Genomic DNA, 23820 nt, shown 5'->3' on the forward strand with positions numbered 1-23820 from the left:
CCATATTTATTTACCTAATTTTTTAGATGATGAAAAAATCAATTCTACTTTCAAAAAGCGACTTTAAATTTTTAAATGAGCATTTTGAGAAAGCAATCATGAGTGATTACAACAAATCGCGATTAAGAGCTGAAATTAAAGATGCTACTATCTTTAATGATGAAGATTTACCCAATGATGTAGTTTCATTACATACTGAAGCTACAATTGTAAGTACAGCCGACCATAAAGAGTTTATTTTTAAATTGGTGAAACCTAAAGAAGCAAACATTAAACTTCAGAAAGTATCCATTTTTGCGCCGATAAGCATTGCATTACTAGGCTATCAAACCAACGATTTAATTAATTGGGAAATGCCTGATGGAATTAAAGAATTCAAAATATTAAAAGTAAGAAGGCTTACTCCGTCAGAAACAACAAATTGATTATAAACTATTTAAAACCTGCGCTTAAACATTTAAATTATTAATTAAGCGTAGGTTTTATTATTTTTGCAATATGAAAGCCGAAAGAATAGAAAAAATTAAATCTTGGATCAAAAGACTTGGCTTTTGGGGATTTATTTTCTTTCTAGTTAAAGGATTAGCTTGGCTAGCAATTGGATATTTTGCGCTTAAATAAGCTTAATAAGTTATAATCTACGACGAGCTTTCTCCTTACTAATTAATCCTAATTCTCTACCTGTTTGTCCGGCAACCGAAGTATTTTCTTGTGCTCTTCTAAATAAATAAGGCATTACCGCTTTAATTGGACCGTAAGGAACATATTTAGCAACATTATAACCTGCATCAGATAAATTAAAGCTCAAGTTGTCGCTCATACCCAATAATTGTGCGAAATAAGCATGTGGATGGTTATGTGGAATATTATTTTCATCCATCAACTCTGTTAATAAACGACAACTTTCTTCATTATGTGTACCACAAACAAATGCGATTTGATCAATATGTTTTACACAAAACCGTAAACTTTCATCGTAATCTTTATCAGTAGCACCTTTATCTGGTTGTATTGGTGATGGATAACCCATTTCAGCAGCACGTTTGCGCTCCTTTTCCATATAAGCACCACGAACCATTTTTACACCTAAAATAAATCCTGTTTCTTTAGCAATATGGAAATCCGCTTTTAAATCGGCCAGTTTATCATGACGATAGAGTTGGTATGTATTATAAACAATTAAGTGTTCTTTATTGAATTTGGTCATCATTTCTAAAGCCAATTCATCAATAGTATTTTGCACCCAACTATCTTCTGCATCAATCATTACAGGTACGGTTTTATCAAATGCAGCCTGACATATTTTTTCGCAACGAGCTTTTACTCTTGAAAATTCTTCAGCTTCAGTTGCCGTTAACTCTTGTTTAGCATCTAATTTTTCCAATAAAGCAAATCGACCAATTCCAGTAATTTTAAAAACAGTTATTGGCACTCTTGGATCACCATCGGCTCTATTAATCGTTCTGATAATTTCTTCACATGTAAAATCAAATACTTCTTCCTCATCTTCTCCCTCAACAGAATAATCTAAAATGGTTCCTACATTACCTAAACTTAATTGTTCAATGGTTTGTTCGCATTCGTTAATCGTTTCTCCACCACAAAATTGTTTAAAAATAGTAGCCTTAATTGCGCCTTTAATCGGGAAACCAATATTTAATAAGAAATTCGTAATCGGTGGGCCTATTTTTGTTAAAAAATTACTACTAATAAGTTTAAACAACCAATATGCTTGGTTTAACTCGCCGTTGGTTTTATTGCGAAAAGCGATTTCTGTATTGTCAAAATTGATTTTTTTTCTGGGCGATAGTTCCATTTTTAGTGTTTTGTTAGTCAGAAGAGTGCAAAAATATAAATTACAATCCTTGTTAAGGCAAAACACTTTGTAAATAATTGTAAATTTGCACCATAATGATAAAATTCAAACTCGAAGGCGAATTTATTCCGCTAATTGCACTCTTAAAAGCAACTGCATTGGTACAAAGTGGTGGCGAAGCGCAAACTGTTGTAGAAGATGGTTTGGTGAAATACAATGGCGTTGTAGATTATAGAAAACGTCTTAAAGTACGCGTGGGCGATAAAATCGATTTTATGGGCAAAATAATTGAAGTAATTTAATGGAACCTATAAAAAACGCTGATCATTTTATCTATTTCGAAACAGGTTTAAGTCCATTAAAAGAACTATTAGATCAAAATAAATACAGTAAGGTTTTTGTTTTTGCAGATACCAATACTGCAGAGTTATGCTTACCTACATTTAGAGCTTTTTTAGATGATTTAGAAGATTTCGATATTATTGAAACAGACCCAGGTGAGGAAAATAAAAACATCGATTTCTGTATTGGTATTTGGAAAACCTTATTAGATTTTGGTGCAGATCGTAAATGTTTGATGATAAATTTAGGTGGCGGTGTGATCACTGATATGGGTGGTTTTGTAGCGTCAACCTATAAAAGAGGAATAGATTTCATCAACATTCCAACCACACTCCTATCACAGGTTGATGCTTCTGTAGGTGGTAAAACAGGAATTGATATTGATAATGTAAAGAATATGGTGGGAACTTTTAGTTTACCACAAGCTGTATTTATTGAAAATGCTTTTTTAACAACATTATCTAAAAGAGAACTATTATCTGGCTTTGCCGAAATGATAAAACATGGTTTAATTAAAGATAAAACCTATTACGAACGTTTAAAAACAAGCAATTACGAAGCTTTAATCCCAGTAGAAATTTATCGTTCTATTGAAATTAAAAAAGAAGTAGTGACTGAAGATCCTTTAGAAAAAGGATTACGTAAAATTTTAAACTTTGGTCATACTATCGGTCACGCTGTAGAGAGTTATGCCTTAACAAATAGCAAGAAACCATTAACTCATGGCGAGGCAATTGCGATTGGTATGGTTTGTGAAGCCTATTTATCTGCAAAATACTGTAATCTAACTGAAGATGAATTGAAAGATATTTCTACTTATATCAACTCTATTTATCCGAAATGTACTATAAAAGAAAAAAGCTTTGATACACTTTTAACACTAATGCAAAGCGATAAAAAGAATGAGGATGGTGAAATTATGTTTTCATTATTAGATAAAATCGGTGAATGCGTATTTAACTGTCGAGTAACAAAAACTGATATTTTAAGCAGTTTAACTTATTACAATAATTTATAAAATGAAGTTTACTGGAAGCGATATTTCTGTAGGTGGGTTGTTTGGATTTGTCATCGTTTTAACTTTGGTTGAGATGTACATTAGTTATGTACACGATAAAAAAATATATACCAAACGCGATACTTGGACCAATATTTATTTGATGACGGTAGCTGTGGTAATTAATCTCTGCATGAAAACGGCAACGTTCTTTTTATTAGCCTATTGTTATCAATTCAGATTATTTGAAATCTCAAATGTTTGGGTGTATTGGATTGTTTTAATCTTAGCTCAAGACTTTTTATATTGGTTTTTACATACCGTTGGACATTATGTACGTTTCTTTTGGGCAATGCATGTCACGCATCATTCTTCAGAACATTTCAATTTAACAACAGGTTTCCGTTCTACAGTTTTTGAACCATTGTACAGAGTTTTCTTTTATTTGCCACTTGCATTTATGGGTTTTACAGCTATAGATATACTTTTTGCTTATTTAGTAACTCAAATTTATGGCAATTTAGTGCATACACAAGCGGTTGGGAAATTACATCCTTGGTTCGAATATATTTTCGTAACTCCATCTCATCACCGCGTTCATCATGCCAGTAATGTTCGTTATTTGGATAAAAACATGGGAATGGTGCTTATTTTATGGGATAGATGGTTTGGTACTTTTCAAGAAGAATTACCAGAAGATGCTATAAAATATGGTTTAACCACACAGCCTGAAGATACAGGACCCGTTAATATCATTTTCCACGAATTTATTGCTTTAAAAAATGATGTTAAAAAAGCACCAACCTTTATGGATAAAGTTAAATATATCTTAAATCCTCCAGGATGGAGCCATGACGGCAGTACCAAAATTGCTAAAGTAATGCAGCAAGAATTACATGAAGAAGAGCGAGTGAGTCATAAGATCGTTCAATCAGCAAAGCAAGAACCTAAACAAGTTTAATTCACTTCTAACCCAATCATTTTTAGAAGTTGTACTTAGCTAAAACCATAAATGAAAAATAAAATTTAATTCTGTTTAAATTATTTTCATTTCCCTATTGACAAATTAAATTCTGTATTGTACATTTGTCAGCGACAAGAAAAAAATGCAATTAACAAACACATATTACTTTGGTTACTTTTACTATTTTAGTAAGAGCCGGGGCTAGTATGCAAAAAGATAGATAATAATATTCAAATGTATATAAAAAGTCCCGGCCTAAAGCCGGGACTTTTTTTGTTTAACGCTTAACGCAAAATGAAAACAAAAACAAGGGTAGCCATACAAGGTATTAAAGCATCGTTTCACGAAGAAGCAGCATTTAAATTTTTCGGTAGAGATATTGAAACCATCGAATGCAATTCATTTAAACAAACTTGTGATAGCTTAGAAAATGATAAAGCGGACTTTGTAATTATGGCTATAGAAAATTCTATTGCTGGTAGTTTATTACCCAATTACACCTTAATTAGAGAATATAATTTTGCCATTAGCGGCGAAGTTTATTTGCCTATACAATTGCACTTAATGGCCTTGCCAGGTGTTAAGTTTAAAGATATTAGGTTTGCTACCTCTCACCCTATCGCTATCAGACAATGTGTTGATTTTTTTGACGATTACCCTACTATTCAAGTGATTGAAAGTAGTGATACCGCAGCATGTGCAAAAAAAATTAGAGATGAACAATTAACTGATACTGTTGCTATTGCAAATACATTAGCAGCAGAATTATACGGATTAAATATTATAGAGCGCAGAATAGAATCAAATAAGAAAAACTATACCCGTTTTTTAATTCTTCAAAAACAAAAGATAGAAGACACAAAAGAGATTAATAAAGCATCTATTTGTTTCCAAGTCGGAAACCATGTTGGTGCACTTTCTAAAGTATTAAATATTTTCGCAGAGCTTAACGTAAACTTAACCAAAATACAATCAATGCCTGTTTTAGGCAAAAGAAACGAATATTATTTTTATGTAGATATGGAATGGAGCAATATGGAAAATTACGATACTGCCATCCGCAAAGCATTAAAATATACTGTAAACTTTAATATTATGGGCGAATACGAAAAAAACGATACCGTTTAAGGAACGCCAAAAAACACAAATGACACTAATTACTTTATAAATATTTAAATCCCAAAAAATGAAATTACAATTAAACATTCAACCTTTAGATAGTTGGATAAACATCAAAAATGAGCCCTTACTAATTTCTGGTCCTTGTAGTGCAGAAACAGAAGATCAATTATTATCAACTGCACATTTATTAGCTGCAACTGGAAAAGTTAGCGTGCTAAGAGCTGGCATTTGGAAACCACGTACTCGTCCAGGAGAGTTTGAAGGTATTGGAAGCATTGGCTTAGAGTGGTTAAAACGTGCTAAAGCCGAAACAGGTTTACCAACAGCAGTTGAAGTTGCCAATGCAAAACACGTTGAAGAAGCACTTGCAGCTGGAGTAGATATCCTTTGGATTGGTGCTCGTTCTACTGTTAATCCGTTTACAGTTCAAGAAATTGCTGATGCGTTACAGGGTGTAGATATTCCTGTATTGGTTAAAAACCCCGTAAACCCTGATTTACAATTATGGGTAGGCGCTTTAGAGCGCATCAACAAAGCTGGAATTACAAAATTAGGTGCTATTCATCGTGGATTTTCATCTTTCGAGAAAAGTGCATTCCGTAATGAACCCATGTGGGAATTAGCTATTCAATTGAAAACACTATGTCCTGAATTGCCAATTATTAACGATCCAAGTCACATTTGTGGTAATCGTGAATTAATTCCTTACATCGCTCAAAAAGCACTAGATTTAGATATGCAAGGATTAATGATCGAGTCACATTTAGATCCTTCTGTTGCATGGACAGACGCTAAACAACAAGTTACTCCTGCAGCTTTAGCAGAAATGGTTGGCAAATTCACTTTACGTCAACCAGAATCTAAAAACGAAGAGTTTACGGATAAATTAGCTGATTTAAGAAAAGAAATTGATAAAATTGATGATTTAGTCATTCAGAAATTAGCTGAAAGAATGAGCATCACTCAAAAAATTGGCGAGTTTAAAAGAGACAACAAAGTAACTATTTTACAAGTTAATCGTTGGGATGAAATCATGAAAAAACGTACTGCTTTTGCAAAAGCGTTAAAATTAGATGTAAACTTTACAGAGAAATTTTTAGAATTAGTTCACGGTGAATCTATCCGTAGACAAACAGAAATTATGAATGCTGGCAAAGCCGAAGCTGGAATTGCCGCTGAAGCACATACAGAAGTTAAATAAAAAATAGTAACCTCGTCATTGCGAGTTTACGAAGCAATCTTAAAGAGAAATAAAAAGTTAAAGAGAGATTGCTTCATACCTTGCAACCGATAGCTATTGGATGACGGAAAAAGTTAAAAACATGTCTAAAAACGTATTGCTTTCTTTTAAAGGAAACAAACAAATTGATACCGAAATTAAATTAACAGGCTCGAAAAGCGAATGCAATAGAGCATTAATTATCAGTGCATTGAGTAAAGGCTCAGTTAGTGTAGATAATTTATCTGTAGCTGCAGATACCGTTACACTGAATGGAATTCTTGCTAGCTTAAAAACTGAAAACTCTCAACAACAAACTGTAGATGTTGGCCCTGCCGGTACTGCAATGCGTTTTTTAACAGCTTATTTAGCTATTCTGAATGGTAATTTTTTATTAACAGGAACAGAAAGAATGAAACAACGGCCTATTGGGATTTTGGCCGAAGCTATAAAAAGTATTGGAGGGAATATCACCTATGTAGAAAATGATGGGTTCCCTCCTTTACAAATTTCTGGATCTTTAAAACAGACAAGCCCAAAAGTTAAGATAAAAGGAGATATTAGTAGTCAATATATTTCAGCTTTATTAATGATTGCCTCATCGCTCCCACTGGGATTAACTTTAGAAATTGATGGGGAATTAACATCCAAACCATATGTAGATATGACTTTGGCGATGTTAGAACAAGTTGGCATCAGAAACGATTGGAATGAAAATACAATTACTATCCAACCTCAATCTTTTAATACTGCTAAGTTATATGTAGAACCTGATTGGAGTGCTGCTTCATATTGGTATGCAATTGCTGCATTATCAGATGAAGCAGCTATATTTTTACCTGGTTTAAATGGTTATAGTTTGCAGGGTGATAGTAAAATCACCGAAATCATGGCAAACTTTGGCATTACTTCTCAATTTAAAAATGGTGGTGTTTATCTCAAAAAAGAGCCTAAAAAAATAGAGCGCAAAATTTTCGATTTAAAAGAGTGTCCAGATTTAGCACAAACCATTGTGGTTATTTGTGCAGCCTTGGGACATGATGCAACCTTTACAGGGTTGGAAACCTTAAAAATTAAAGAAACCAATCGTGTTTTAGCTTTACAAACTGAATTAGCTAAAATTGGTGTAAAGTTTATCGAAAAGAATTTAAGTTATAAATTAGATTGTTCGGCTTTACATTTCCCGGAGAAAATAACCATTAGTACTTACGAAGATCATCGGATGGCGATGGCATTTGCTCCACTAGCTTTAAAAATTAACACTGTAGAAATTGAAGAAAAGCAAGTAGTTGAAAAATCTTATCCTTATTTTTGGGATGATTTGGAGAAAGCAGGTTTTTCTCTTGGTTGATTGGTTGGTTAGGTGTTTGGATAGAAAAACTAAAAAACTAAAGATTGAACAAGCTTAAAAACAACTAAACCAAAAAACGAACAAACCAAAAACGAAAAAACTAAAAAAATGGCAGGCAATTCCTTCGGAAAATTATTTAAAATAACCACTTTTGGTGAATCACATGGTGTTGCCATAGGCGTAATTATTGATGGTTGTCCAGCAGGCCTAACTATTGATTTGGACTTTATCCAATCAGAATTAGATAAACGCAAACCAGGGCAATCTAAAATTACAACGCAACGTAAAGAGAGCGATGTAGTTCAAATTTTATCAGGAACTTTTGAAGGAAAAAGTACTGGAACACCGATTAGTTTGTTAATCCCAAATGAAGATCAACGTTCTAAAGATTACGGACATAATGTAGATATATACCGTCCTTCTCATGCAGATTACACATACGATGCAAAATACGGTATTCGCGATCATCGTGGCGGTGGACGTTCATCTGCTCGAGAGACCGCTGCTCGTGTTGCGTCAGGTGCAATTGCCAAACTATTATTAAAAAAATATGGTGTCGAAATTTTCGCTCATGTTACTTCAGTTGGAACTATTGTTGCACCAAATTTAGAAAGCAATTCTATATCAGCTTTGCTAGAACAAAGAGAAGAAAACATTGTTCGTTGTGCGGATCCTGCTACAGCAAATCAAATGATAGACTTTATTGATTCAGTGCGAAAAGACGGCGATACAGTTGGGGGAAAAATAGGTTGTATCCTAAAAAATTGCCCAGTTGGTTTAGGCGAACCTGTTTTTGATAAACTTCATGCAGATTTAGGAAAAGCAATGTTAAGTATAAATGCAGTACATGGTTTTGAATATGGTTCTGGTTTTGCAGGTAGCGAAATGAGAGGTTCAGAGCATAATGATATTTTCCTTGCCGGAGATAAACCTAAAACATTAACCAATTTTTCGGGTGGTATACAAGGGGGTATTGCAAACGGAATGGATATTAATTTCGTGGTTGCTTTTAAACCTGTGGCAACTATCATGCACAATCAACAAACCATCAACTCTGCTGGTGAAGCTGCAGAAATTAAGGGAAAAGGTAGACATGATCCATGTGTAGTACCAAGAGCAGTTATCATTGTGGAAGCAATGGCTGCTTTAGTATTGGCAGACCATTTATTAAGAAATAAAGTGAGTAGAATTTAACTTTGTCAATCTTTTAGAGATTGACAAAGTTTGTTTATTCCTATTGTCGTCATTCCAGTAAAAGACATTAATATTTCAATTATGCGCATTAAAATACCCTTTCTAGCAGTATTTATTTTCATCAGTTCTACTGTTTTTGCTCAAAATTACAATGAACAAATCGCTAAACATCGCGAAGCATACAAAGCAGATTTTATTAAAGAAACTCGTTCGCCTTTAAAGGAAGCAGATTTAAAACACCTTCATTTTTTTGATGCAGATAGCACTTATAAAATATCAGCAGCAGTAGAAATACTGAAAAATGAGCAAATTTTTAATATGCCAACTTATGATGGTACAAGTAAAGAATTTATCCGCTATGCGAAAATAACATTTACGTTGAAGGGCAAAAAGTTAAGGATGACTTTATACAGGAACATCAGTTTACTTACAAATCCGACTTATAAAGATTTATTGTTTTTGCCATTTACCGACGAGAGTAATAATAAAACAACGTATGGAGGTGGCCGGTATATTGACTTATCTTTAAACGACATTAAAAACGGTTTTGTTGAAGTAGATTTCAACAAAGCGTATAATCCATATTGCGCTTATAGTGATGGTTACCGATGTCCAGTTCCACCTGAAGAAAATGATTTAGCAGTTGCTATTTTGGCTGGTGAAAAAAGCTATACCGGAGAGAAAAAGCATAAATAATTCATGTTTTCTTACTTTTAGTAAATAAACCTGAAAACTAATTTACTGTGATACAGTTCTGTACCCTAAGTTGTAAGAAATTTATAAATTTTAGATTTTTAATAACTTAAATTAAGCAATCCTTAACTAATTCATTAATGATGAGCTATAAATGCTTAATAGTAGATGATAATGAGATTGAACGCGATGCTATCGAAATGTATCTGCGTAAAATTAATACGTTAGATATACGAGCTGTTTGCAGCAATGGCGTAGAGGCAGCAGAAATATTAATTAATGAACCTATAGATATTGTATTTTCAGATATTGACATGCCAGAACTATCTGGAATGGGATTATTAAAAAGTATAAAAAATGCTCCTGTTTTCATTTTTATTACTTCGTTTACTGAATATGCTGCTGAAAGTTTTAATCTAGATGCATTAGATTTTATTGTAAAACCTGCCACTTTCGAGCGTTTGTTAAAAGCTAGTACAAAAGCTATAGAATATTTAGACCTTAAAAAATTGGCAAATTTAAATAGTAATCCTGTTCCAATAGCAGAAACAGATACTCATTTTTTTATTAAAGAAACTAAGGGCTTTACTAGATTAAATTATGATGATGTAATTTATATTGAAAGTATGGGCGATTTTTCTAAGATCTATACTGCGAATGATAAGCATATAACATTAGTAAATCTAAAAAATTTAGAACGTCAACTTCCTGCTTTTTTCATAAGAGTCCACAAACAGTATATCATTAATCTAAATCAGGTTTCTACTATTACAAACAACGAAATTATATTAAATTACAATAATGCTGTTCCTGTAAGCTTAACAAATCGACAAGAATTAGTAGAAAAAATAGCTAATAAAACTATTTCAAGGCATAAACCATAACTATTTTGACCGTTTAACCATTCTATCCTTACTTATCCCTTGGTGCACTAAGTAGATAAAAAAATTACCAAAGAATTTTCCGTACGCTTTCATTTTTGTAATACTCATTGTTCAAAATCAATCTTTGTAATACTGAATTCGTACAATTTCTAAAAAATTTGTTGTTATTTTTTAGTTAGTCGATGAAGCTAAGAAGATAGTCGATGAAGGTATAGATGTTGAAGATGTAGATTATGGTTAATTAGGCTTTAGGTAAGGATAAGGTGAAAACACTTCCTTTATTCTCCTCGCTTTCAACATGCAAAGAACCATTCATTAAAGTTGTAAACGTTTGGCACAATATCAAGCCAATACCTGTACCTTTTTCTTTATTGGTACCCAATGTACTTTTTCCTATCTCTTGGTAACCAGAATTATTAAAATTATCAACTTGATTTTTCAGTAAACCAACACCATTATCTCGTACCGCAATAGCCATCATATTATTCACTGACTGTGAAGAGAGTTTAATTGTTTCATTTTTTGCAGTAAACTTAATTGAATTACTAAGTAAATTACGCAAAATCAAAGCTGTCATATTCATATCTGCCAAACACATACTGCCAGATTTAATCTCATTTACAATTGTAATATTCTTTTGAACTGCAATGGCATGGAGTGCACTCACTACTTCTTGGGCGCAAAGTTGAACATCAAATTTTTCTATAATAGGTTTAAAACCTTGCATTTGGCTTGAGGCCCAATTCAACAGATTTTCCATCATGGATGAAGTATAGCCTAATGTAGTTTTTAAAAGCCCTGCATATTTTGTTAACTCTTGTTGACTGATGTTTCCATCTTCTAACAATTGTGTAAACGAAATTAACGAGTTTACAGGAGTTCTCATATCGTGACTAACCACACTAAATATGCGATCTTTTACTTTGCCAAGTTTTTCTAATTCTGCTTTTTGTTCTGATACTATTTTATTCAACTTGGCCGTTTTACGCTGTGTATAATAGACAAACAATGCAGATGCTAATAAAATTGAAGCTAATATTCCTAAAATTAAATTTACGTTTCTATTAAACTTTAATTCTGTTCTCTGCAACCCAATCTGCTTATCTTTTATCTCTTTATCTAATTGTGCTTTTAGTCGTTGTTGCTTCAATAAATTAGTTTGAAATTTCTTTTCGTTTTCTAAATCAGCTTGTTTTTTAAGGAATGTTAGGCGTTGCAATGTTTTTTCCTGATCGCTTAATGCAAGTTCTTGTTGCTGCTGTTTTGCCAATAAAACTTGCCTCTGCAATTCTACATTTGTTAATTGTTGTTTCAACTGATAATCCTTTTCCTTTACACCAAAATCGATTTGTAGTTGTCGCCGAATAATTTCTTTTTCTTTCTCTTGGTTAAAAATTTGATCCTTTATTACTATATATTGTTTATAATTTTTGAGCGATTGGTTAAAATCACCTTGCTTTTCATCTATTGAACTTAAATTCAAATATGCATCTCTTTGCACGTTTAATAAGTTGCTTTGTTGTCCAATTTTTAAGGCTTCAATTAAAAGATTTTCAGCTTTACTATATTCTTTATCTTTTTCATAAAAATTACTTAGCGCCAATAAACTATACGCGTAATCATCTTTATGATCTGCTTTTGAATTAATTTCATTTGCTTTTTGATATGCTTTAAGTGCCAAATCTTTTTCACCCATTGCTTCATATACTTCCCCAAAATCTTTGTTTAATGGCCCAATAACAGTTTGATCATCATTTGCTTGTGCAACTTTTAATGATCTGTTATAATTCTCTATTGCAAGTGCATTTTTTTGACTTGGTTTCACTCCCATCTTAATCAGATTTTCGTTTGAAGCTGTAAAATAAGCCTGACCAATGCTGTGATAGACTACAGCTACACCACGATCGTTCGGGTCTTCTTTTATAAATATTTTTAATGCTTTCTGTAAATAGTTTAGCGCATTATCTTGCTGCCCTAAATCCATGTATATATCTGAAATATTAGCATAACAGCTTGCTAAATCAATTTCATTACCATTTTTCAGAAAAATTGCTATTGCTTTTTGATTAGCATCTAATGCCTTTACATAATAGGGAACACCTGTATAAAGTGCACCTAAATTTAAATAAGTACCTGCAACCCAATCTAAATCATCTATTATTGTATAAACTTCTATCGCCTTTTTATAGTTCTCTTCTGCTTTCTGAAAATTAGTAAAACCATGATAAAACATTCCAAGCTTATAATAAGCTTGGGCTTCAAATCTTCTTAAGTTTAACTTTTTCGCTAAAAGGACGGTTTTATTTACAAATTCTTCGGATTTATCGAAGTTTTTCATTCGCATGTATTGGTAATACACTTCTTTTAAGATTACCAATTTTACTGAATCTTGTTTTACATGGCTTCCATTAACTTTTAATAAGCTATCTAATTTTAATTGAGGCGATTTTACTTGCGCAAATGTTCCAATGCTGATAAAAAACAAACAACAACTAAGTAAATATATTTTTGAGAAAGAGAACGTAAATTTATAATTCATCCTTTAATATAAAATACAGGTGAATTTAAGAACAGTCTTCTGTTCTAAAAAAAAGGTTAATAGCATAAAATGATCCAATAGGGTTGAATGGATCAATATAAGTTATTTTTATAGCTTATCGAAAGAATTGTTGATTAGTTAAACAAATCTGGAAATTGGTGTGGATTGCTTTCATTCATCATCGCATACACAGATTCAATTACATCATCAACCGAAGGCTTACTAAAATAATCTCCATCAGAACCATAAGGCGGGCGATGTGCTTTTGCTGTTAATGTTTTAGGTTGAGCATCCAATAAATAATATCCTTGTTGCTCTTCTAAAATTTGCTGCAAAATAAATGCAGTTCCACCACCTGGTACATCTTCATCAACCACTAACAGTTTATTCGTTTTTTGTAGCGATTTTTTGCAAAGTTGATCAATATCAAACGGTAAAAGAGTTTGCGGATCTATAATTTCAATAGATATTCCTAATTGTTCCAATTCTTCTGCCGCTTCTTCAACAATACGAAGTGTAGAACCATACGTAACTACTGTTAAATCTGTTCCAGATTTAATAATTTCAGCTTTACCCAAAGGAATGGTAAACTCGCCAACATTGTCTGGCAATTTTTCTTTCAGACGGTAGCCATTTAAACATTCTATGACTAATGCAGGTTCATCAGATCTAAAAAGGGTGTTGTACATGCCTGCAGCCTGTGTCATGTTACGCGGAACACAAATATGTAATCCTCGTAAAGAACCCAAAATTACTGCCATTGGCGAACCTGAGTGCCAAACACCTTCTAAACGATGACCACGTGTACGTACAATAACTGGTGCTTTCTGTCCAGCTTTGGTACGGTAAGATAAACTAGCTAAATCATCGCTTAAAATGTTTAAGGCAAATAACAAATAATCTAAATATTGTATTTCAGCAATTGGACGTAAACCACGCATGGCTAAACCAATTCCTTGACCTATAATGGTCATTTCTCTTATACCTGTATCTGTTACTCTTAATTCACCGTACTTAGCTTGTAAGCCTGCAAAACCTTGATTTACGTCACCTATATTTCCTAAGTCTTCACCAAAAGCAACTAAACGCGGATCTCTACCAAAGTTAGAATCAAAGCATGCATTTAGCAACTCTCTACCATCAATCATTTTGCTGTTGTCGTTATACTCAGCAGGAACAACATTTACTAAGAATGGGCTTTCTTTTCCTTCGGTGAATAACTTAGAACTGTATTTTTCTTCGTTGATTCCCGCTTGTTTCTGATACCATTTTACCAGAACATCACGTTCTGCTGACGGCATATTAATACTCTGACGAATTGCTTTTCTAGCAGATGAAATCACTTCTCTTCTTAAAGCATCTGGTGTTGAAGCTAATTGAGCAGAAATTTTAGTTAATATCGGGTTGCCATTTGCAAAAGCATTAATCATATTGATCACTTCACTTTGCTCTTGTTTGATGCTTTCTAAAAACTCGTTCCAAGCTTCTTTTTGCGTATTACGGACAAATGTTTTAGCTTCCTCTTCTAATGCAGTTAAATCTTCATCAGTCGAAATAGCTGATTCAATCATCCATTTGCGCATTTGTAAAATACAATCGTGCTCTTTCTCCCACTCTAATCTGTCTTTTTCTTTGTATCGCTCGTGTGAGCCAGAAGTAGAATGACCTTGTGGTTGTGTAACCTCGGTAACGTGTATTAAAACAGGTACATGCTCTGCCCTACACACATCAATTGCTCTTTGGTAAGTTTCGCATAAAGCGGGATAATCCCAACCTTTTACCTTAAAAATTTCATATCCGTTAGTTCCTTCTTCTCGCTGAAACCCTTTTAATATTTCTGAAATATCTTCTTTTGTAGTTTGGTATTTTGCAGGCACAGAAATTCCATAACCATCATCCCAAACCGAAACAGCCATTGGCACTTGTAAAACTCCAGCTGCGTTAAACGCCTCAAAGAAAACACCTTCTGAAGTCGAAGCATTGCCAATTGTACCAAAAGCAACTTCATTTCCATTTACAGAAAAGTTTTTAAGGTAATCTAACTCTGGGTTTTGTCTAAACAGTTTAGATGCATAAGCCAAACCTACCAATCTAGCCATTTGTCCACCTGTTGGCGCAATATCTGAAGAACAGTTTTTAATATCTGTTAAATCTTTCCAAGAACCATCATCATTTAGAGAACGTGTAGCAAAGTGACAATTCATTTGTCTACCTGCAGAAGAAGGATCTGCTTCAACACTTGGATTTGCATATAACTGAGCAAAAAATTCCTTTATTGTGGAAATTCCGGTTGCAAATGCAAAAGTTTGATCGCGGTAATAGCCTGAGCGCCAGTCACCTTTTTTAAAGGCTTTTGCCATCGCTATTTGCGGAACTTCTTTACCATCCCCAAAAATGCCAAACTTTGCTTTACCCGTTAATACTTCCTTTCGACCAAGCAAACTAGCCTGACGGCTCTCGAAAGCTATTTTATAGTCGTTAATTACGATTAACTTAAAGTCATCGAAACTTAATTCTGAAGTATCAATCTGATTAGTGGTAAGCTTTCCATCTGACATCATAAGCAATTATGGTTAGGCGACAAAGATACAATTCTTTCTAATTATGCTTTAAAAAGCTGGGCAAATAATATTTGGAATACTTTTTGTTTTAACCTTTTATATAGTAAATTTGTTAAAAGCGAAATGACCATGAAAAAATTAATTCTGTTAGCCTTTCTGATAGTAGGTACTGTAGTAGGTGTAAATGCACAGACTAAGCCTGCCGAGTTTAAATTTGATACTGAAACCCATGATTTTGGAAAGGTAACTTTAAATAAACCAGTTGTTTATACCTTTAATTTTACAAACATTGGTGATGCTCCTCTTATTATTACAAAGGTAGAAACTACGTGCGGCTGTACCGTTGGAGAATATACTCAAACTCCTGTTAAAAAAGGTGAGAAAGGTTTCGTAAAAGTAACTTTAACCCCCGCAGGATCTCCTTTGCCATTTAATAAGGCAATTACATTAACCTCTAATGCCAGAACTACAACTAAGGTATTATACATTAAAGGTGAATCAGTAGAAGGAAGCACCAAATAAAATTTTATAATTACTTAATAAAGTATCACATAGGTGATAACTTTTAAATCCATTACATTTAAACCCCGTTTTATTACGGGGTTTTTTAGTATCGTTATTATTTTACATTTAAAACCCCGATTATATCATGGGGTTTTTTATTTTTGTGCATGCCAAAAATTTCAGAAAAAGGGCTTCAAATGCCCGCATCACCAATTAGAAAACTTACTCCTTTTGCAGATAAAGCCAAAGCAGCAGGTAAAAAGGTATATCATTTAAACATTGGTCAGCCAGATATCGCTACACCAGAAGGTATGCTAAATGCCATTAAAAATATAGATTTTGATGTTTGGGCCTATACCCCATCTGAGGGAACACTAGCCTACAGAAAAAAATTAACTGAATATTACAATAAATTAGGGTATAACATTACACCAGAGAATATTTTAGTAACGGTTGGTGGTTCTGAAGCCATTACCATTGCTATGCAAACTTGTGTAAATGAAGGTGACGAAATTATAATTCCAGAACCTTTTTATGCAAACTACAATGGTTTCGCTTGTATGAGTAATGTAGTTGTTAAACCTATTTTATCGTACATAGAAAATGGTTTTGCATTGCCTCCTATTGCAGAGTTCGAGAAATTAATTACCAATAAAACGAAGGCGATCATTATATGCAATCCGAATAACCCTACGGGATATTTATACGCTAGAGAGGAATTAGAGGCGTTAAAAGCGTTGTGTTTAAAATACGATTTATTCTTGTTCTCTGATGAAGCTTATCGTGAATTTTGCTACGATGGCCGTGAGTTCATTTCACCAATGCACTTAGATGGTTTAGATGAAAACGTAGTGATTATGGATACGGTTTCTAAACGTTACAGTGCTTGTGGAGCTCGTTTAGGCTGTCTAATTACTAAAAACAAGGAAGTAATTGCTTCAGGGTTAAAATTCGCACAAGCAAGATTAAGTCCGGGTATGGTTGAACAAATTGCAGGAACCGCAGCTGTTGATACACCTGATAGTTATTTTGAGGAAGTAAATAAAGAATATACGTTACGTAGAGATACTTTAGTAAAACGCTTAAATAACATTGAGGGTGTGTTTTGCCCTAACCCAGGTGGCGCATTTTATGTGGTAGCTAAATTCCCTATTGATGACGCTGATGCTTTTTGTCAGTGGATGTTAGAGAGTTTTGACCATAATGGTGCAACGGTAATGATGGCACCTGCAACAGGTTTTTATTCTAGCCCAGGAAGTGGTAAAAACGAAGTGCGTATGGCTTATGTTTTAAATACGGACGACTTAAATGCAGCGATGGATTGTTTGGAATTAGCTTTACAGCAATATCCAGGGAGAACAGTTTAGTTGCAGTTTATTAAACTTAAAATAGTATTATGCGTCTGAAATTATGTTTTAGCCTTTTATTGATTTTATTAGTTGCAGGTACTGTCTGGGCACAATCTCCATATTATTATCAGCTAAAAGTTTATCACTTAAAAGGAGAAAGGCAACGTGAACTTACAGAAAGTTATTTAAGAGATGCTTACCTTCCTGCCCTACACAGTCAAGGATTTAAATCTGTAGGTGTATTTAAACCAATAGCTCTAGACACAGTAGAGCAATTAATCTATGTTTTTATACCTGCTCAGAAATTAAATAAACTGGTAGAATTAGAAAAAGCTTTATCAAAAGATAAAAATTATCTAATAAAGGGAAAAGCATATCTTGATGCAACATACAATCAGGCACCTTATTTAAGGATAGAGAACATCATTCTTGAAGCTTTTAAAGGAATGCCTGCACCTAAGCTTCCAAAGTTAAGCTCGCCTAAAGCAGAACGAGTTTATGAGTTAAGAAGCTACGAAGCTGCAACCGAAAAATTATCTAATAATAAAATTAACATGTTCAATGAAGCGGAAATGGACATCTTTACAAAATTAGATTTCAATGCCATTTTTTATGGACAAGTTATTGCTGGAAGCCACATGCCAAATTTAATGTATCTTACTTCCTTTAACAATAAGGCAGATCGTGATAAACATTGGGCAGCATTTGGTGTGGAGTACAAGAAAATTAGTGGTTTGCCTCAATACCAGCACAATGTTTCTAAAAACACAACACTTTTTTTATATCCTACTGATTATTCCGATTATTAACCAATACCTTTTAGGTGAGTAAGGTATTTGCCCTTATTCACCTCCTCCCAATCAACAAAAAGCTGTTTCTAGACTTAAATGCACCTTCTTGAGGTATAGTATGATTTTGATTATTTCAAAAGGTTTAACCATACAACTTAAGGGTGTTCGAATTACTTTTATCTCAAAAAATTAAAACTTGTCTTTTTCTTATATTTAATGAATTGTATTTCAATACATTATAACAATCAAGAAACAATCTTAGAATATCGTACAACCTCAACAGCTTAATTTTATAATTACTAAATGTTACACGGCACAGTAGTTGTAACAATTTCATTATATAATTACAATAATATTTTATGAAAAAGATTTTAATAGTGGAAGATGAAGTATTGTTGTTATCCTTTTTGCAACAACGCATTGAAAAGGAAAATTTCCAGGTAGATATAGCCTGTGACGGAGATGAAGCTGCGAAGTTGATCGCAAAAAACAAGTATGATACTATCATGGTCGATCTAATGCTGCCGTTTGTATCTGGTTTCGAATTGATTGTAAACATCAGAGATGATAAACGCAATGCTGAAACACCAATTCTAGTACTTTCATCATTAAGTGATGAACATACCATAGTAGAAACACTTTCTATTGGTGCCAATGACTTTCTTAAAAAGCCTGTCGCTTTAAATGTATTGTTAACTAAATTAAAAGTATTTGTTGGTGAATTAACACAATTACGCAGCGCTTAATCTCAACAAAATTTCATGCAAATAATACAACAACACCTACTAGGGTATCCTTTGTTTATACAAATTGCCCTAGTTATGATTGTGTTCTCAATCTGCCTATTCTTTTTGGTTAATGCACTTTTAGCGTTTGAGAGAATGTCCTCCTCTTATAGAGACATGCGCATTAAAGTAGCCAATAGATTAGTAAATACAGAACTAACAGAAAATTTAATGTTGCAAGATCAATTATCAGAATCTGCTTTTAAGCAATTAACTGCAAGGATCAATCATATAACATTAGAAAACAAATTGGTAAAACAAGTAGTAATTGATCAAATTATTTTTTACCATAAAAACTTTACAGATAGCACAGAAAGATTACTCAATATACTTTTCGGTAGATTGAATCTTATAGAAAGTGCCATCAAAAAAGTTAAACATGGTAAATGGGAATTAAAAGCTAAAGGACTGAGAGAAATCCAAGAAATGCAAACCGATTCGACCATGAGTGAATTAATAGACCCTTTGTTAAACACTAAGAATCATGATTTAAGAATTGAAGCACAAGCTGCATTTCTAAGATTAAATAAGGCTGATCCATTTGCCTTTCTAAGTAATGCTTCAGAAGAATTACTGGAATGGCATCAGATTATATTATATGAAATCATTACTAATTCACCTGAGCTTTCTCGGCCAGATATTGTTCCATTTTTAAACTCTACCAACGAGTCGGTCGTGTCTTTCTCCATCAAATTAGTAGTATACTATCAAATGCTAGATGTAACTCCAGTATTAATTCAGCTCATGAACCATCCAGCAGAGAAAATCAAAAAGGAAGCAATTACCGCCTTGGGTAACCTTAATGTACAGGCCGCTGAAAGTGATATGATTGCAAAATACCCTACCGAAAGTTTAAAAGTGCAGCTTAGGTTATTAACCGCTATTGGTAATATTGGCAGCGGCAAAAGCTTTGACTTTTTAAAAGAACAGTTCTTACAATCTGAAGATTTTTTTATCATTAAGGTTGCAGGTTGTGCCCTGGCCATCTATCCTTTATTTGATAAAGAAAAATTGTTAGCAGAAGCAGTAGGTCTTTCACCCTTACACTATAAAATTATTGAACATTGTACAAACACCCTAATTAGAAACTAATGTGGAATGAAACTTTTAAATTCTTACAGAGATTCTATGAAGTATTTATGTTCGATTATGCCACCGCCCTTATGCTCTCTTATGGCATGTTGGTGGTATTATCTATCATCGAAATAAGGGTTTATCTTAAAAGACAGCACTACATTGCGTTAAATTCAATATTAGCTTCACCTTATTCTCCAGGGATATCTGTTATTGCACCTGCCTATAATGAAGGTTTAAATATTATCAGTAATGTACATTCCTTACTAGCCCTTAACTACCCAAAGTTTGAAGTTATTATCATTAACGATGGCAGTACAGATCACACTTTACAAAAAATGATTGAAGAGTTTGATTTAGTGGTAATTGAATTTGCTTATAATGAACAAATTGTAACACAACGTGTTAAACAGATTTTCCGTTCATCTAATCCTGCTTTTTTTAACTTATTGGTAGTAGATAAAGAAAATGGAAAAAGCAAAGCCGATGCTTCTAATGCAGGCATAAATGTTTCTTCATACCCCTATTTTCTTTGTACGGATGTAGATTGTGTGATCCACAAAGACACTTTGCTAAAATTAATCAAGCCATTTATAGAATCGCCCACAAAAATCATTGCCACCGGTGCAGCGATCAGAATATCTAACTCTTGCGAAATAAAGAATGGCTTTTTAGTTAAGGTAAAAATACCAAATCAATACCTTCCCTTATTTCAGGAGTTAGAATATATTCGGGCCTTTTTATTAGGCAGAATGGCTTGGAGTAAAATTAATGGTTTAATGCTAGTGAGTGGAGGTTTGGGCATGTTTGATAAAGAAGTGGCTATTAATGCAGGAGGATAAGATCATAAATCTTTTGGTGAGGACATGGAATTAATAACTAGAATGCGAATGTACATGCATGACCAAAAGGAAAAATATGCAGTCAAATATATTCCAGAATCTTTATGTTGGACAGAAGTACCTGCAAAACTTAAAGTATATGGTGATCAGCGTACCCGATGGGCCAGAGGCTTAGCACAAAATCTTTGGCTACATAAAAAGGCAATATTCAATCCCAAATACGGGGTTTTTGGAATGATTTCTTTTCCCTACTGGTTAATTTTCGAATGGTTAGCTCCAATTATAGAAGCTACTGGTATTCTATATTACATATATATGGCTGCTACAGGTCAAATTAATTGGGAATACGCCATTATTCTTTTAATCTATGTTTACACCTTTTCTGTTACCATCACCGTTTTTGCAATACTTTGGGATGAGCTAATCTATAAACAGTATAGTTCTAAAATGGAAGTATTTAAACTCTGTTGTGTAGCCTTGCTAGAACCTATATTTTATCATCCTCTGGTTGTATTCTTTGCCATTAAAGGCGATTTCTATGCTATAACTGGTAAAAAATTAAGTTGGGGTAATATGGGACGATCCGGATTTAAGAACAGATTTACTAGAAAAACTAAAACACAAATTCCAAATGAATAAAAAGATAAATTATAGCTATTGCTTATTGCTCTTATTTAACCTAACGTTTTCAACAGTTTTTGCACAGAAAGTTGATGTAGATCAGTTATTAAAACAAGCTATTTTCGAGACCAATGTGACCAATAATTACCCTAAGGCATTACAAATAGCTAAACAGGCCTTAGTAATTAGTCCGGATTATACCGATGTAAGGTTACTTTTGGGTAGGTTGTATAAACTTACTGCACAACCAGACAGTGCAAGAGTTGCATTTAATTATGTATTGCAACAATCACCAAACAATGTAGATGCCTTGGCTTATCTTAAGAGTTTAGATCGTCAAGAAAATGAACAAGACATAGCAAACCTGGTCAATAAGATCAGTATTACTTACAACCCTACTTTTTTTGAAAAGGAAGACAAGAAAACATGGAATTTGTGGAACGTTTATTATGGCAGAAAAACCAAGTTTGGAACCATCATTGGCAGGGTAAATTATGCAGATCGCTCTTATGCACATGGCTATCAGTTTGAAGTTGAAGCTTATCCTAAACATAAAAATGGCTATTCGTTTGTTAATTTTGCTTATTCTAACGCCGCTATCTTTCAAAAGTATAGGGCAGCTTATTCTTATTTAAGAAGTTTCCAGAAAGGTTGGGAAGGTGAGTTAGGACTTCGTTACCAATATAAAACAGACGGTTTGTTAAGTTATAGTGGTTCTGTTGGTAAATATCTTGGTAATTATTGGCTAAACTTAAGGGCTTTTATTACCCCAAATGATGGGCAAGTATCACAATCTTATACGCTTACTAGTAGATATTACTTGGCAACTGGTGATGATTATTTTACAGCAATTATTGGTACGGGTATTTCTCCTGATGACAGAACGAGAAACTTTGAATTTTCAGAACGATTAAACACCAATTCATTCCGTTTTAGCCTAGGTTACCAGCGTTTGTTATGGAAAAGAAATGTAATTGGTATTTTGGGAACCTACAATCAAGAAGAATACGTTGCTGGTAAAAAGGAAAATGAATACGATGTAGCCATCAGCTTCCAACATCGATTTTAAGTTTATTCATCCAATTTCAATTTGCAGTTTTAGATGCTAAACAACAGTTATTAGCTCTTATTTGGCATTTTATTTGTATATTTGTAACCCAGTTAAGGTTTGTTTAAGGTTTTGTTCGAGACCGATAACTTAAAACTATAACTGAATATGGGGCCGTTTTGGATTTGACAGGGTGGAGCTAAGTATGTTAGCATGCAGTGCGTTGTACGGAGAGCACTTAAAAGAGAACGTTCAAAACAATAATTGGCGAAAATAACTACGCCTTAGCTGCTTAATTTAGAATTAAATGGCTTTTGTCTCGCTAACTGCTGCATTGTTAGGTTAGTAATAGAGGCATCGAAATAACAATGCTAGCTTTTGTAGGGTACAATACATTCGCGAAACAAAGTACCTAAGGAGAATGTTAAGGTCGGTTTCCAGCCCGACTGATCCCGACAACTAATTGGAAAATAAGCATGTAGAAGGCATAATTTATCACACAACTGGACAAGGGTTCGAACCCCTTCGGCTCCACAATAAACTAGCCCTTATCACAAGATAGGGGCTTTTTTAGTGTCCAATCGTAAAATAAACAATATATCTTACATCATATACCTATATTGTCGCAACAATTTTGAAAACGTTCAGAGGTATTTAAATACATCAGGAAAGCTGATGACCACAAAAACAAGTTCCTTTTGAAAAGTGCAAATAAAGAATTTGATGATTTTGAAGTACCGATTAGTAAAATTAAAAATCTTTGGTTAATACAAGGATGGATAGATAAAGGAGCATAATTATGAAAAACTTATTACTAATATTATTACTTGCACCAGCTATTGCATTTGGGCAGGTAAAGAAGAAAACCCAAACTAAGTTAACTGAAATTCAGTCCACAAAAGCTCAGGCATTGAAGTGGTTTAAAAACGTATATGTAGAAAACAATTTTAAAGACCCATATAGCTATAAATTGATGAAGTCAAGCATATATGCACATAGTTATTATGATGAGGCGCAAAGCAGGATAAGTACCGCTAGCGATGATGTTAACTATTATAAAAATGAAATTATATCTATCGATAGTACTGACAATAAATTCAAAAGATATAAAAATCAATAGACAC

The 23820-nt window shown here is 33.4% G+C and carries 21 protein-coding genes, 1 other RNA gene and 1 pseudogene; 20 read left to right on the forward strand and 3 right to left on the reverse strand.

What is annotated here, in order from left to right; all coding sequences use genetic code 11:
• Positions 1-29: 29 nt before the first annotated feature.
• Positions 30-425 (forward strand): GreA/GreB family elongation factor, encoded by a 396-nt coding sequence (locus ACHMWN_RS15375; protein ID WP_397302846.1) that lies wholly within the window; start codon positions 30-32, stop codon positions 423-425.
• Positions 426-631: 206 nt separating this feature from the next.
• Here the strand turns inward: ACHMWN_RS15375 and ACHMWN_RS15380 are convergent, their stop codons facing one another.
• Complete coding sequence (locus ACHMWN_RS15380) at positions 632-1816, reverse strand: proline dehydrogenase family protein (protein ID WP_397302849.1); 1185 nt, start codon at positions 1814-1816, stop codon at positions 632-634.
• A gap of 95 nt (positions 1817-1911) precedes the next feature.
• On the opposite strand from ACHMWN_RS15380, the gene ACHMWN_RS15385 reads away from it, so the two are divergent.
• The 9 genes from ACHMWN_RS15385 (at position 1912) to ACHMWN_RS15425 (ending at position 10582) form a co-directional block, all read left to right on the forward strand.
• A complete protein-coding gene (locus ACHMWN_RS15385) occupies positions 1912-2118 on the forward strand; it encodes an RNA-binding S4 domain-containing protein (RefSeq protein WP_397302850.1) in 207 nt (68 codons plus the stop codon).
• A complete protein-coding gene (gene aroB / locus ACHMWN_RS15390; RefSeq protein WP_397302853.1) occupies positions 2118-3176 on the forward strand; it encodes a 3-dehydroquinate synthase in 1059 nt (352 codons plus the stop codon). The genes ACHMWN_RS15385 and aroB overlap by 1 nt, the downstream gene beginning before the upstream one ends.
• Before the next feature lies 1 nt (position 3177).
• Positions 3178-4116 (forward strand): sterol desaturase family protein, encoded by a 939-nt coding sequence (locus ACHMWN_RS15395; RefSeq protein WP_397302855.1) that lies wholly within the window; start codon positions 3178-3180, stop codon positions 4114-4116.
• 297 nt (positions 4117-4413) lie between these two features.
• Complete coding sequence (locus ACHMWN_RS15400; protein ID WP_397302857.1) at positions 4414-5247, forward strand: prephenate dehydratase; 834 nt, start codon at positions 4414-4416, stop codon at positions 5245-5247.
• Between the two features lie 58 nt (positions 5248-5305).
• Positions 5306-6442 carry a chorismate mutase gene (locus ACHMWN_RS15405; protein ID WP_397302858.1) on the forward strand — a complete coding sequence of 379 codons (1137 nt, stop codon included), beginning with the start codon at positions 5306-5308 and terminating at the stop codon, positions 6440-6442.
• Between the two features lie 121 nt (positions 6443-6563).
• Positions 6564-7811, forward strand: coding sequence for a 3-phosphoshikimate 1-carboxyvinyltransferase (aroA, locus tag ACHMWN_RS15410; RefSeq protein WP_397302861.1), 1248 nt, complete (start codon positions 6564-6566; stop codon positions 7809-7811).
• A gap of 108 nt (positions 7812-7919) precedes the next feature.
• A complete protein-coding gene (gene aroC / locus ACHMWN_RS15415) occupies positions 7920-9005 on the forward strand; it encodes a chorismate synthase (RefSeq protein ID WP_397302864.1) in 1086 nt (361 codons plus the stop codon).
• A gap of 81 nt (positions 9006-9086) precedes the next feature.
• Positions 9087-9701 (forward strand): DUF1684 domain-containing protein, encoded by a 615-nt coding sequence (locus ACHMWN_RS15420; protein WP_397302866.1) that lies wholly within the window; start codon positions 9087-9089, stop codon positions 9699-9701.
• 137 nt (positions 9702-9838) lie between these two features.
• Positions 9839-10582, forward strand: a complete 744-nt coding sequence (locus ACHMWN_RS15425) for a LytR/AlgR family response regulator transcription factor (RefSeq protein ID WP_397302868.1) — start codon at positions 9839-9841, stop codon at positions 10580-10582.
• 241 nt (positions 10583-10823) lie between these two features.
• Here ACHMWN_RS15425 and ACHMWN_RS15430 read toward each other — a convergent pair whose 3' ends face one another.
• Entirely contained in the window at positions 10824-13067 is a 2244-nt protein-coding gene (locus tag ACHMWN_RS15430; RefSeq protein WP_397302871.1) for a tetratricopeptide repeat protein, read from the reverse strand.
• A gap of 188 nt (positions 13068-13255) precedes the next feature.
• A complete protein-coding gene (locus tag ACHMWN_RS15435) occupies positions 13256-15682 on the reverse strand; it encodes a thiamine pyrophosphate-dependent enzyme (RefSeq protein ID WP_397302873.1) in 2427 nt (808 codons plus the stop codon).
• Positions 15683-15811: 129 nt separating this feature from the next.
• On the opposite strand from ACHMWN_RS15435, the gene ACHMWN_RS15440 reads away from it, so the two are divergent.
• The 10 genes and pseudogenes from ACHMWN_RS15440 to ACHMWN_RS15485 all read left to right on the forward strand — a co-directional run bounded on the left by ACHMWN_RS15440 (position 15812) and on the right by ACHMWN_RS15485 (position 23816).
• On the forward strand, positions 15812-16204 hold the full coding sequence (locus ACHMWN_RS15440; protein WP_397302875.1) for a DUF1573 domain-containing protein: 393 nt from the start codon (positions 15812-15814) through the stop codon (positions 16202-16204).
• A gap of 149 nt (positions 16205-16353) precedes the next feature.
• Positions 16354-17553: a pyridoxal phosphate-dependent aminotransferase gene (locus ACHMWN_RS15445; RefSeq protein ID WP_397302878.1), complete on the forward strand. Its 1200-nt coding sequence runs from the start codon at positions 16354-16356 to the stop codon at positions 17551-17553.
• Between the two features lie 29 nt (positions 17554-17582).
• On the forward strand, positions 17583-18344 hold the full coding sequence (locus tag ACHMWN_RS15450) for an NIPSNAP family protein (protein ID WP_397302880.1): 762 nt from the start codon (positions 17583-17585) through the stop codon (positions 18342-18344).
• A gap of 341 nt (positions 18345-18685) precedes the next feature.
• Positions 18686-19072 (forward strand): response regulator transcription factor, encoded by a 387-nt coding sequence (locus ACHMWN_RS15455; RefSeq protein ID WP_397302882.1) that lies wholly within the window; start codon positions 18686-18688, stop codon positions 19070-19072.
• Positions 19073-19087: 15 nt separating this feature from the next.
• Complete coding sequence (locus ACHMWN_RS15460; protein WP_397302885.1) at positions 19088-20203, forward strand: HEAT repeat domain-containing protein; 1116 nt, start codon at positions 19088-19090, stop codon at positions 20201-20203.
• Positions 20203-21027 (forward strand): glycosyltransferase family 2 protein, encoded by an 825-nt coding sequence (locus tag ACHMWN_RS15465; RefSeq protein WP_397302887.1) that lies wholly within the window; start codon positions 20203-20205, stop codon positions 21025-21027. Before ACHMWN_RS15460 ends, ACHMWN_RS15465 begins: the two co-directional genes overlap by 1 nt.
• A gap of 18 nt (positions 21028-21045) precedes the next feature.
• Positions 21046-21666: pseudogene (locus ACHMWN_RS15470) on the forward strand (glycosyltransferase); the annotation flags it as partial.
• Entirely contained in the window at positions 21659-22717 is a 1059-nt protein-coding gene (locus ACHMWN_RS15475; RefSeq protein ID WP_397302889.1) for a YaiO family outer membrane beta-barrel protein, read from the forward strand. The pseudogene ACHMWN_RS15470 and the gene ACHMWN_RS15475, both read left to right, overlap by 8 nt.
• A 149-nt stretch (positions 22718-22866) precedes the next feature.
• Positions 22867-23233: a transfer-messenger RNA gene (gene ssrA / locus ACHMWN_RS15480) on the forward strand.
• Positions 23234-23495: 262 nt separating this feature from the next.
• Positions 23496-23816, forward strand: a complete 321-nt coding sequence (locus ACHMWN_RS15485; protein ID WP_397302892.1) for a hypothetical protein — start codon at positions 23496-23498, stop codon at positions 23814-23816.
• Positions 23817-23820: the final 4 nt, after the last annotated feature.

The organism is Pedobacter sp. UC225_61 (genome assembly GCF_044452285.1).
Taxonomy (GTDB): domain Bacteria; phylum Bacteroidota; class Bacteroidia; order Sphingobacteriales; family Sphingobacteriaceae; genus Pedobacter.

Bases quoted from the DNA above. Each gene is read 5' to 3' on its own strand.
- ACHMWN_RS15375 (WP_397302846.1), top strand. From the start codon at position 30: ATGAAAAAATCAATTCTACTTTCAAAAAGCGACTTTAAATTTTTAAAT.
- ACHMWN_RS15380 (WP_397302849.1), bottom strand. From the start codon at position 1,816: ATGGAACTATCGCCCAGAAAAAAAATCAATTTTGACAATACAGAAATC.
- ACHMWN_RS15385 (WP_397302850.1), top strand. From the start codon at position 1,912: ATGATAAAATTCAAACTCGAAGGCGAATTTATTCCGCTAATTGCACTC.
- aroB (WP_397302853.1), top strand. From the start codon at position 2,118: ATGGAACCTATAAAAAACGCTGATCATTTTATCTATTTCGAAACAGGT.
- ACHMWN_RS15395 (WP_397302855.1), top strand. From the start codon at position 3,178: ATGAAGTTTACTGGAAGCGATATTTCTGTAGGTGGGTTGTTTGGATTT.
- ACHMWN_RS15400 (WP_397302857.1), top strand. From the start codon at position 4,414: ATGAAAACAAAAACAAGGGTAGCCATACAAGGTATTAAAGCATCGTTT.
- ACHMWN_RS15405 (WP_397302858.1), top strand. From the start codon at position 5,306: ATGAAATTACAATTAAACATTCAACCTTTAGATAGTTGGATAAACATC.
- aroA (WP_397302861.1), top strand. From the start codon at position 6,564: ATGTCTAAAAACGTATTGCTTTCTTTTAAAGGAAACAAACAAATTGAT.
- aroC (WP_397302864.1), top strand. From the start codon at position 7,920: ATGGCAGGCAATTCCTTCGGAAAATTATTTAAAATAACCACTTTTGGT.
- ACHMWN_RS15420 (WP_397302866.1), top strand. From the start codon at position 9,087: ATGCGCATTAAAATACCCTTTCTAGCAGTATTTATTTTCATCAGTTCT.
- ACHMWN_RS15425 (WP_397302868.1), top strand. From the start codon at position 9,839: ATGATGAGCTATAAATGCTTAATAGTAGATGATAATGAGATTGAACGC.
- ACHMWN_RS15435 (WP_397302873.1), bottom strand. From the start codon at position 15,682: ATGATGTCAGATGGAAAGCTTACCACTAATCAGATTGATACTTCAGAA.
- ACHMWN_RS15440 (WP_397302875.1), top strand. From the start codon at position 15,812: ATGAAAAAATTAATTCTGTTAGCCTTTCTGATAGTAGGTACTGTAGTA.
- ACHMWN_RS15445 (WP_397302878.1), top strand. From the start codon at position 16,354: ATGCCAAAAATTTCAGAAAAAGGGCTTCAAATGCCCGCATCACCAATT.
- ACHMWN_RS15450 (WP_397302880.1), top strand. From the start codon at position 17,583: ATGCGTCTGAAATTATGTTTTAGCCTTTTATTGATTTTATTAGTTGCA.
- ACHMWN_RS15455 (WP_397302882.1), top strand. From the start codon at position 18,686: ATGAAAAAGATTTTAATAGTGGAAGATGAAGTATTGTTGTTATCCTTT.
- ACHMWN_RS15460 (WP_397302885.1), top strand. From the start codon at position 19,088: ATGCAAATAATACAACAACACCTACTAGGGTATCCTTTGTTTATACAA.
- ACHMWN_RS15465 (WP_397302887.1), top strand. From the start codon at position 20,203: ATGTGGAATGAAACTTTTAAATTCTTACAGAGATTCTATGAAGTATTT.
- ACHMWN_RS15475 (WP_397302889.1), top strand. From the start codon at position 21,659: ATGAATAAAAAGATAAATTATAGCTATTGCTTATTGCTCTTATTTAAC.
- ACHMWN_RS15485 (WP_397302892.1), top strand. From the start codon at position 23,496: ATGAAAAACTTATTACTAATATTATTACTTGCACCAGCTATTGCATTT.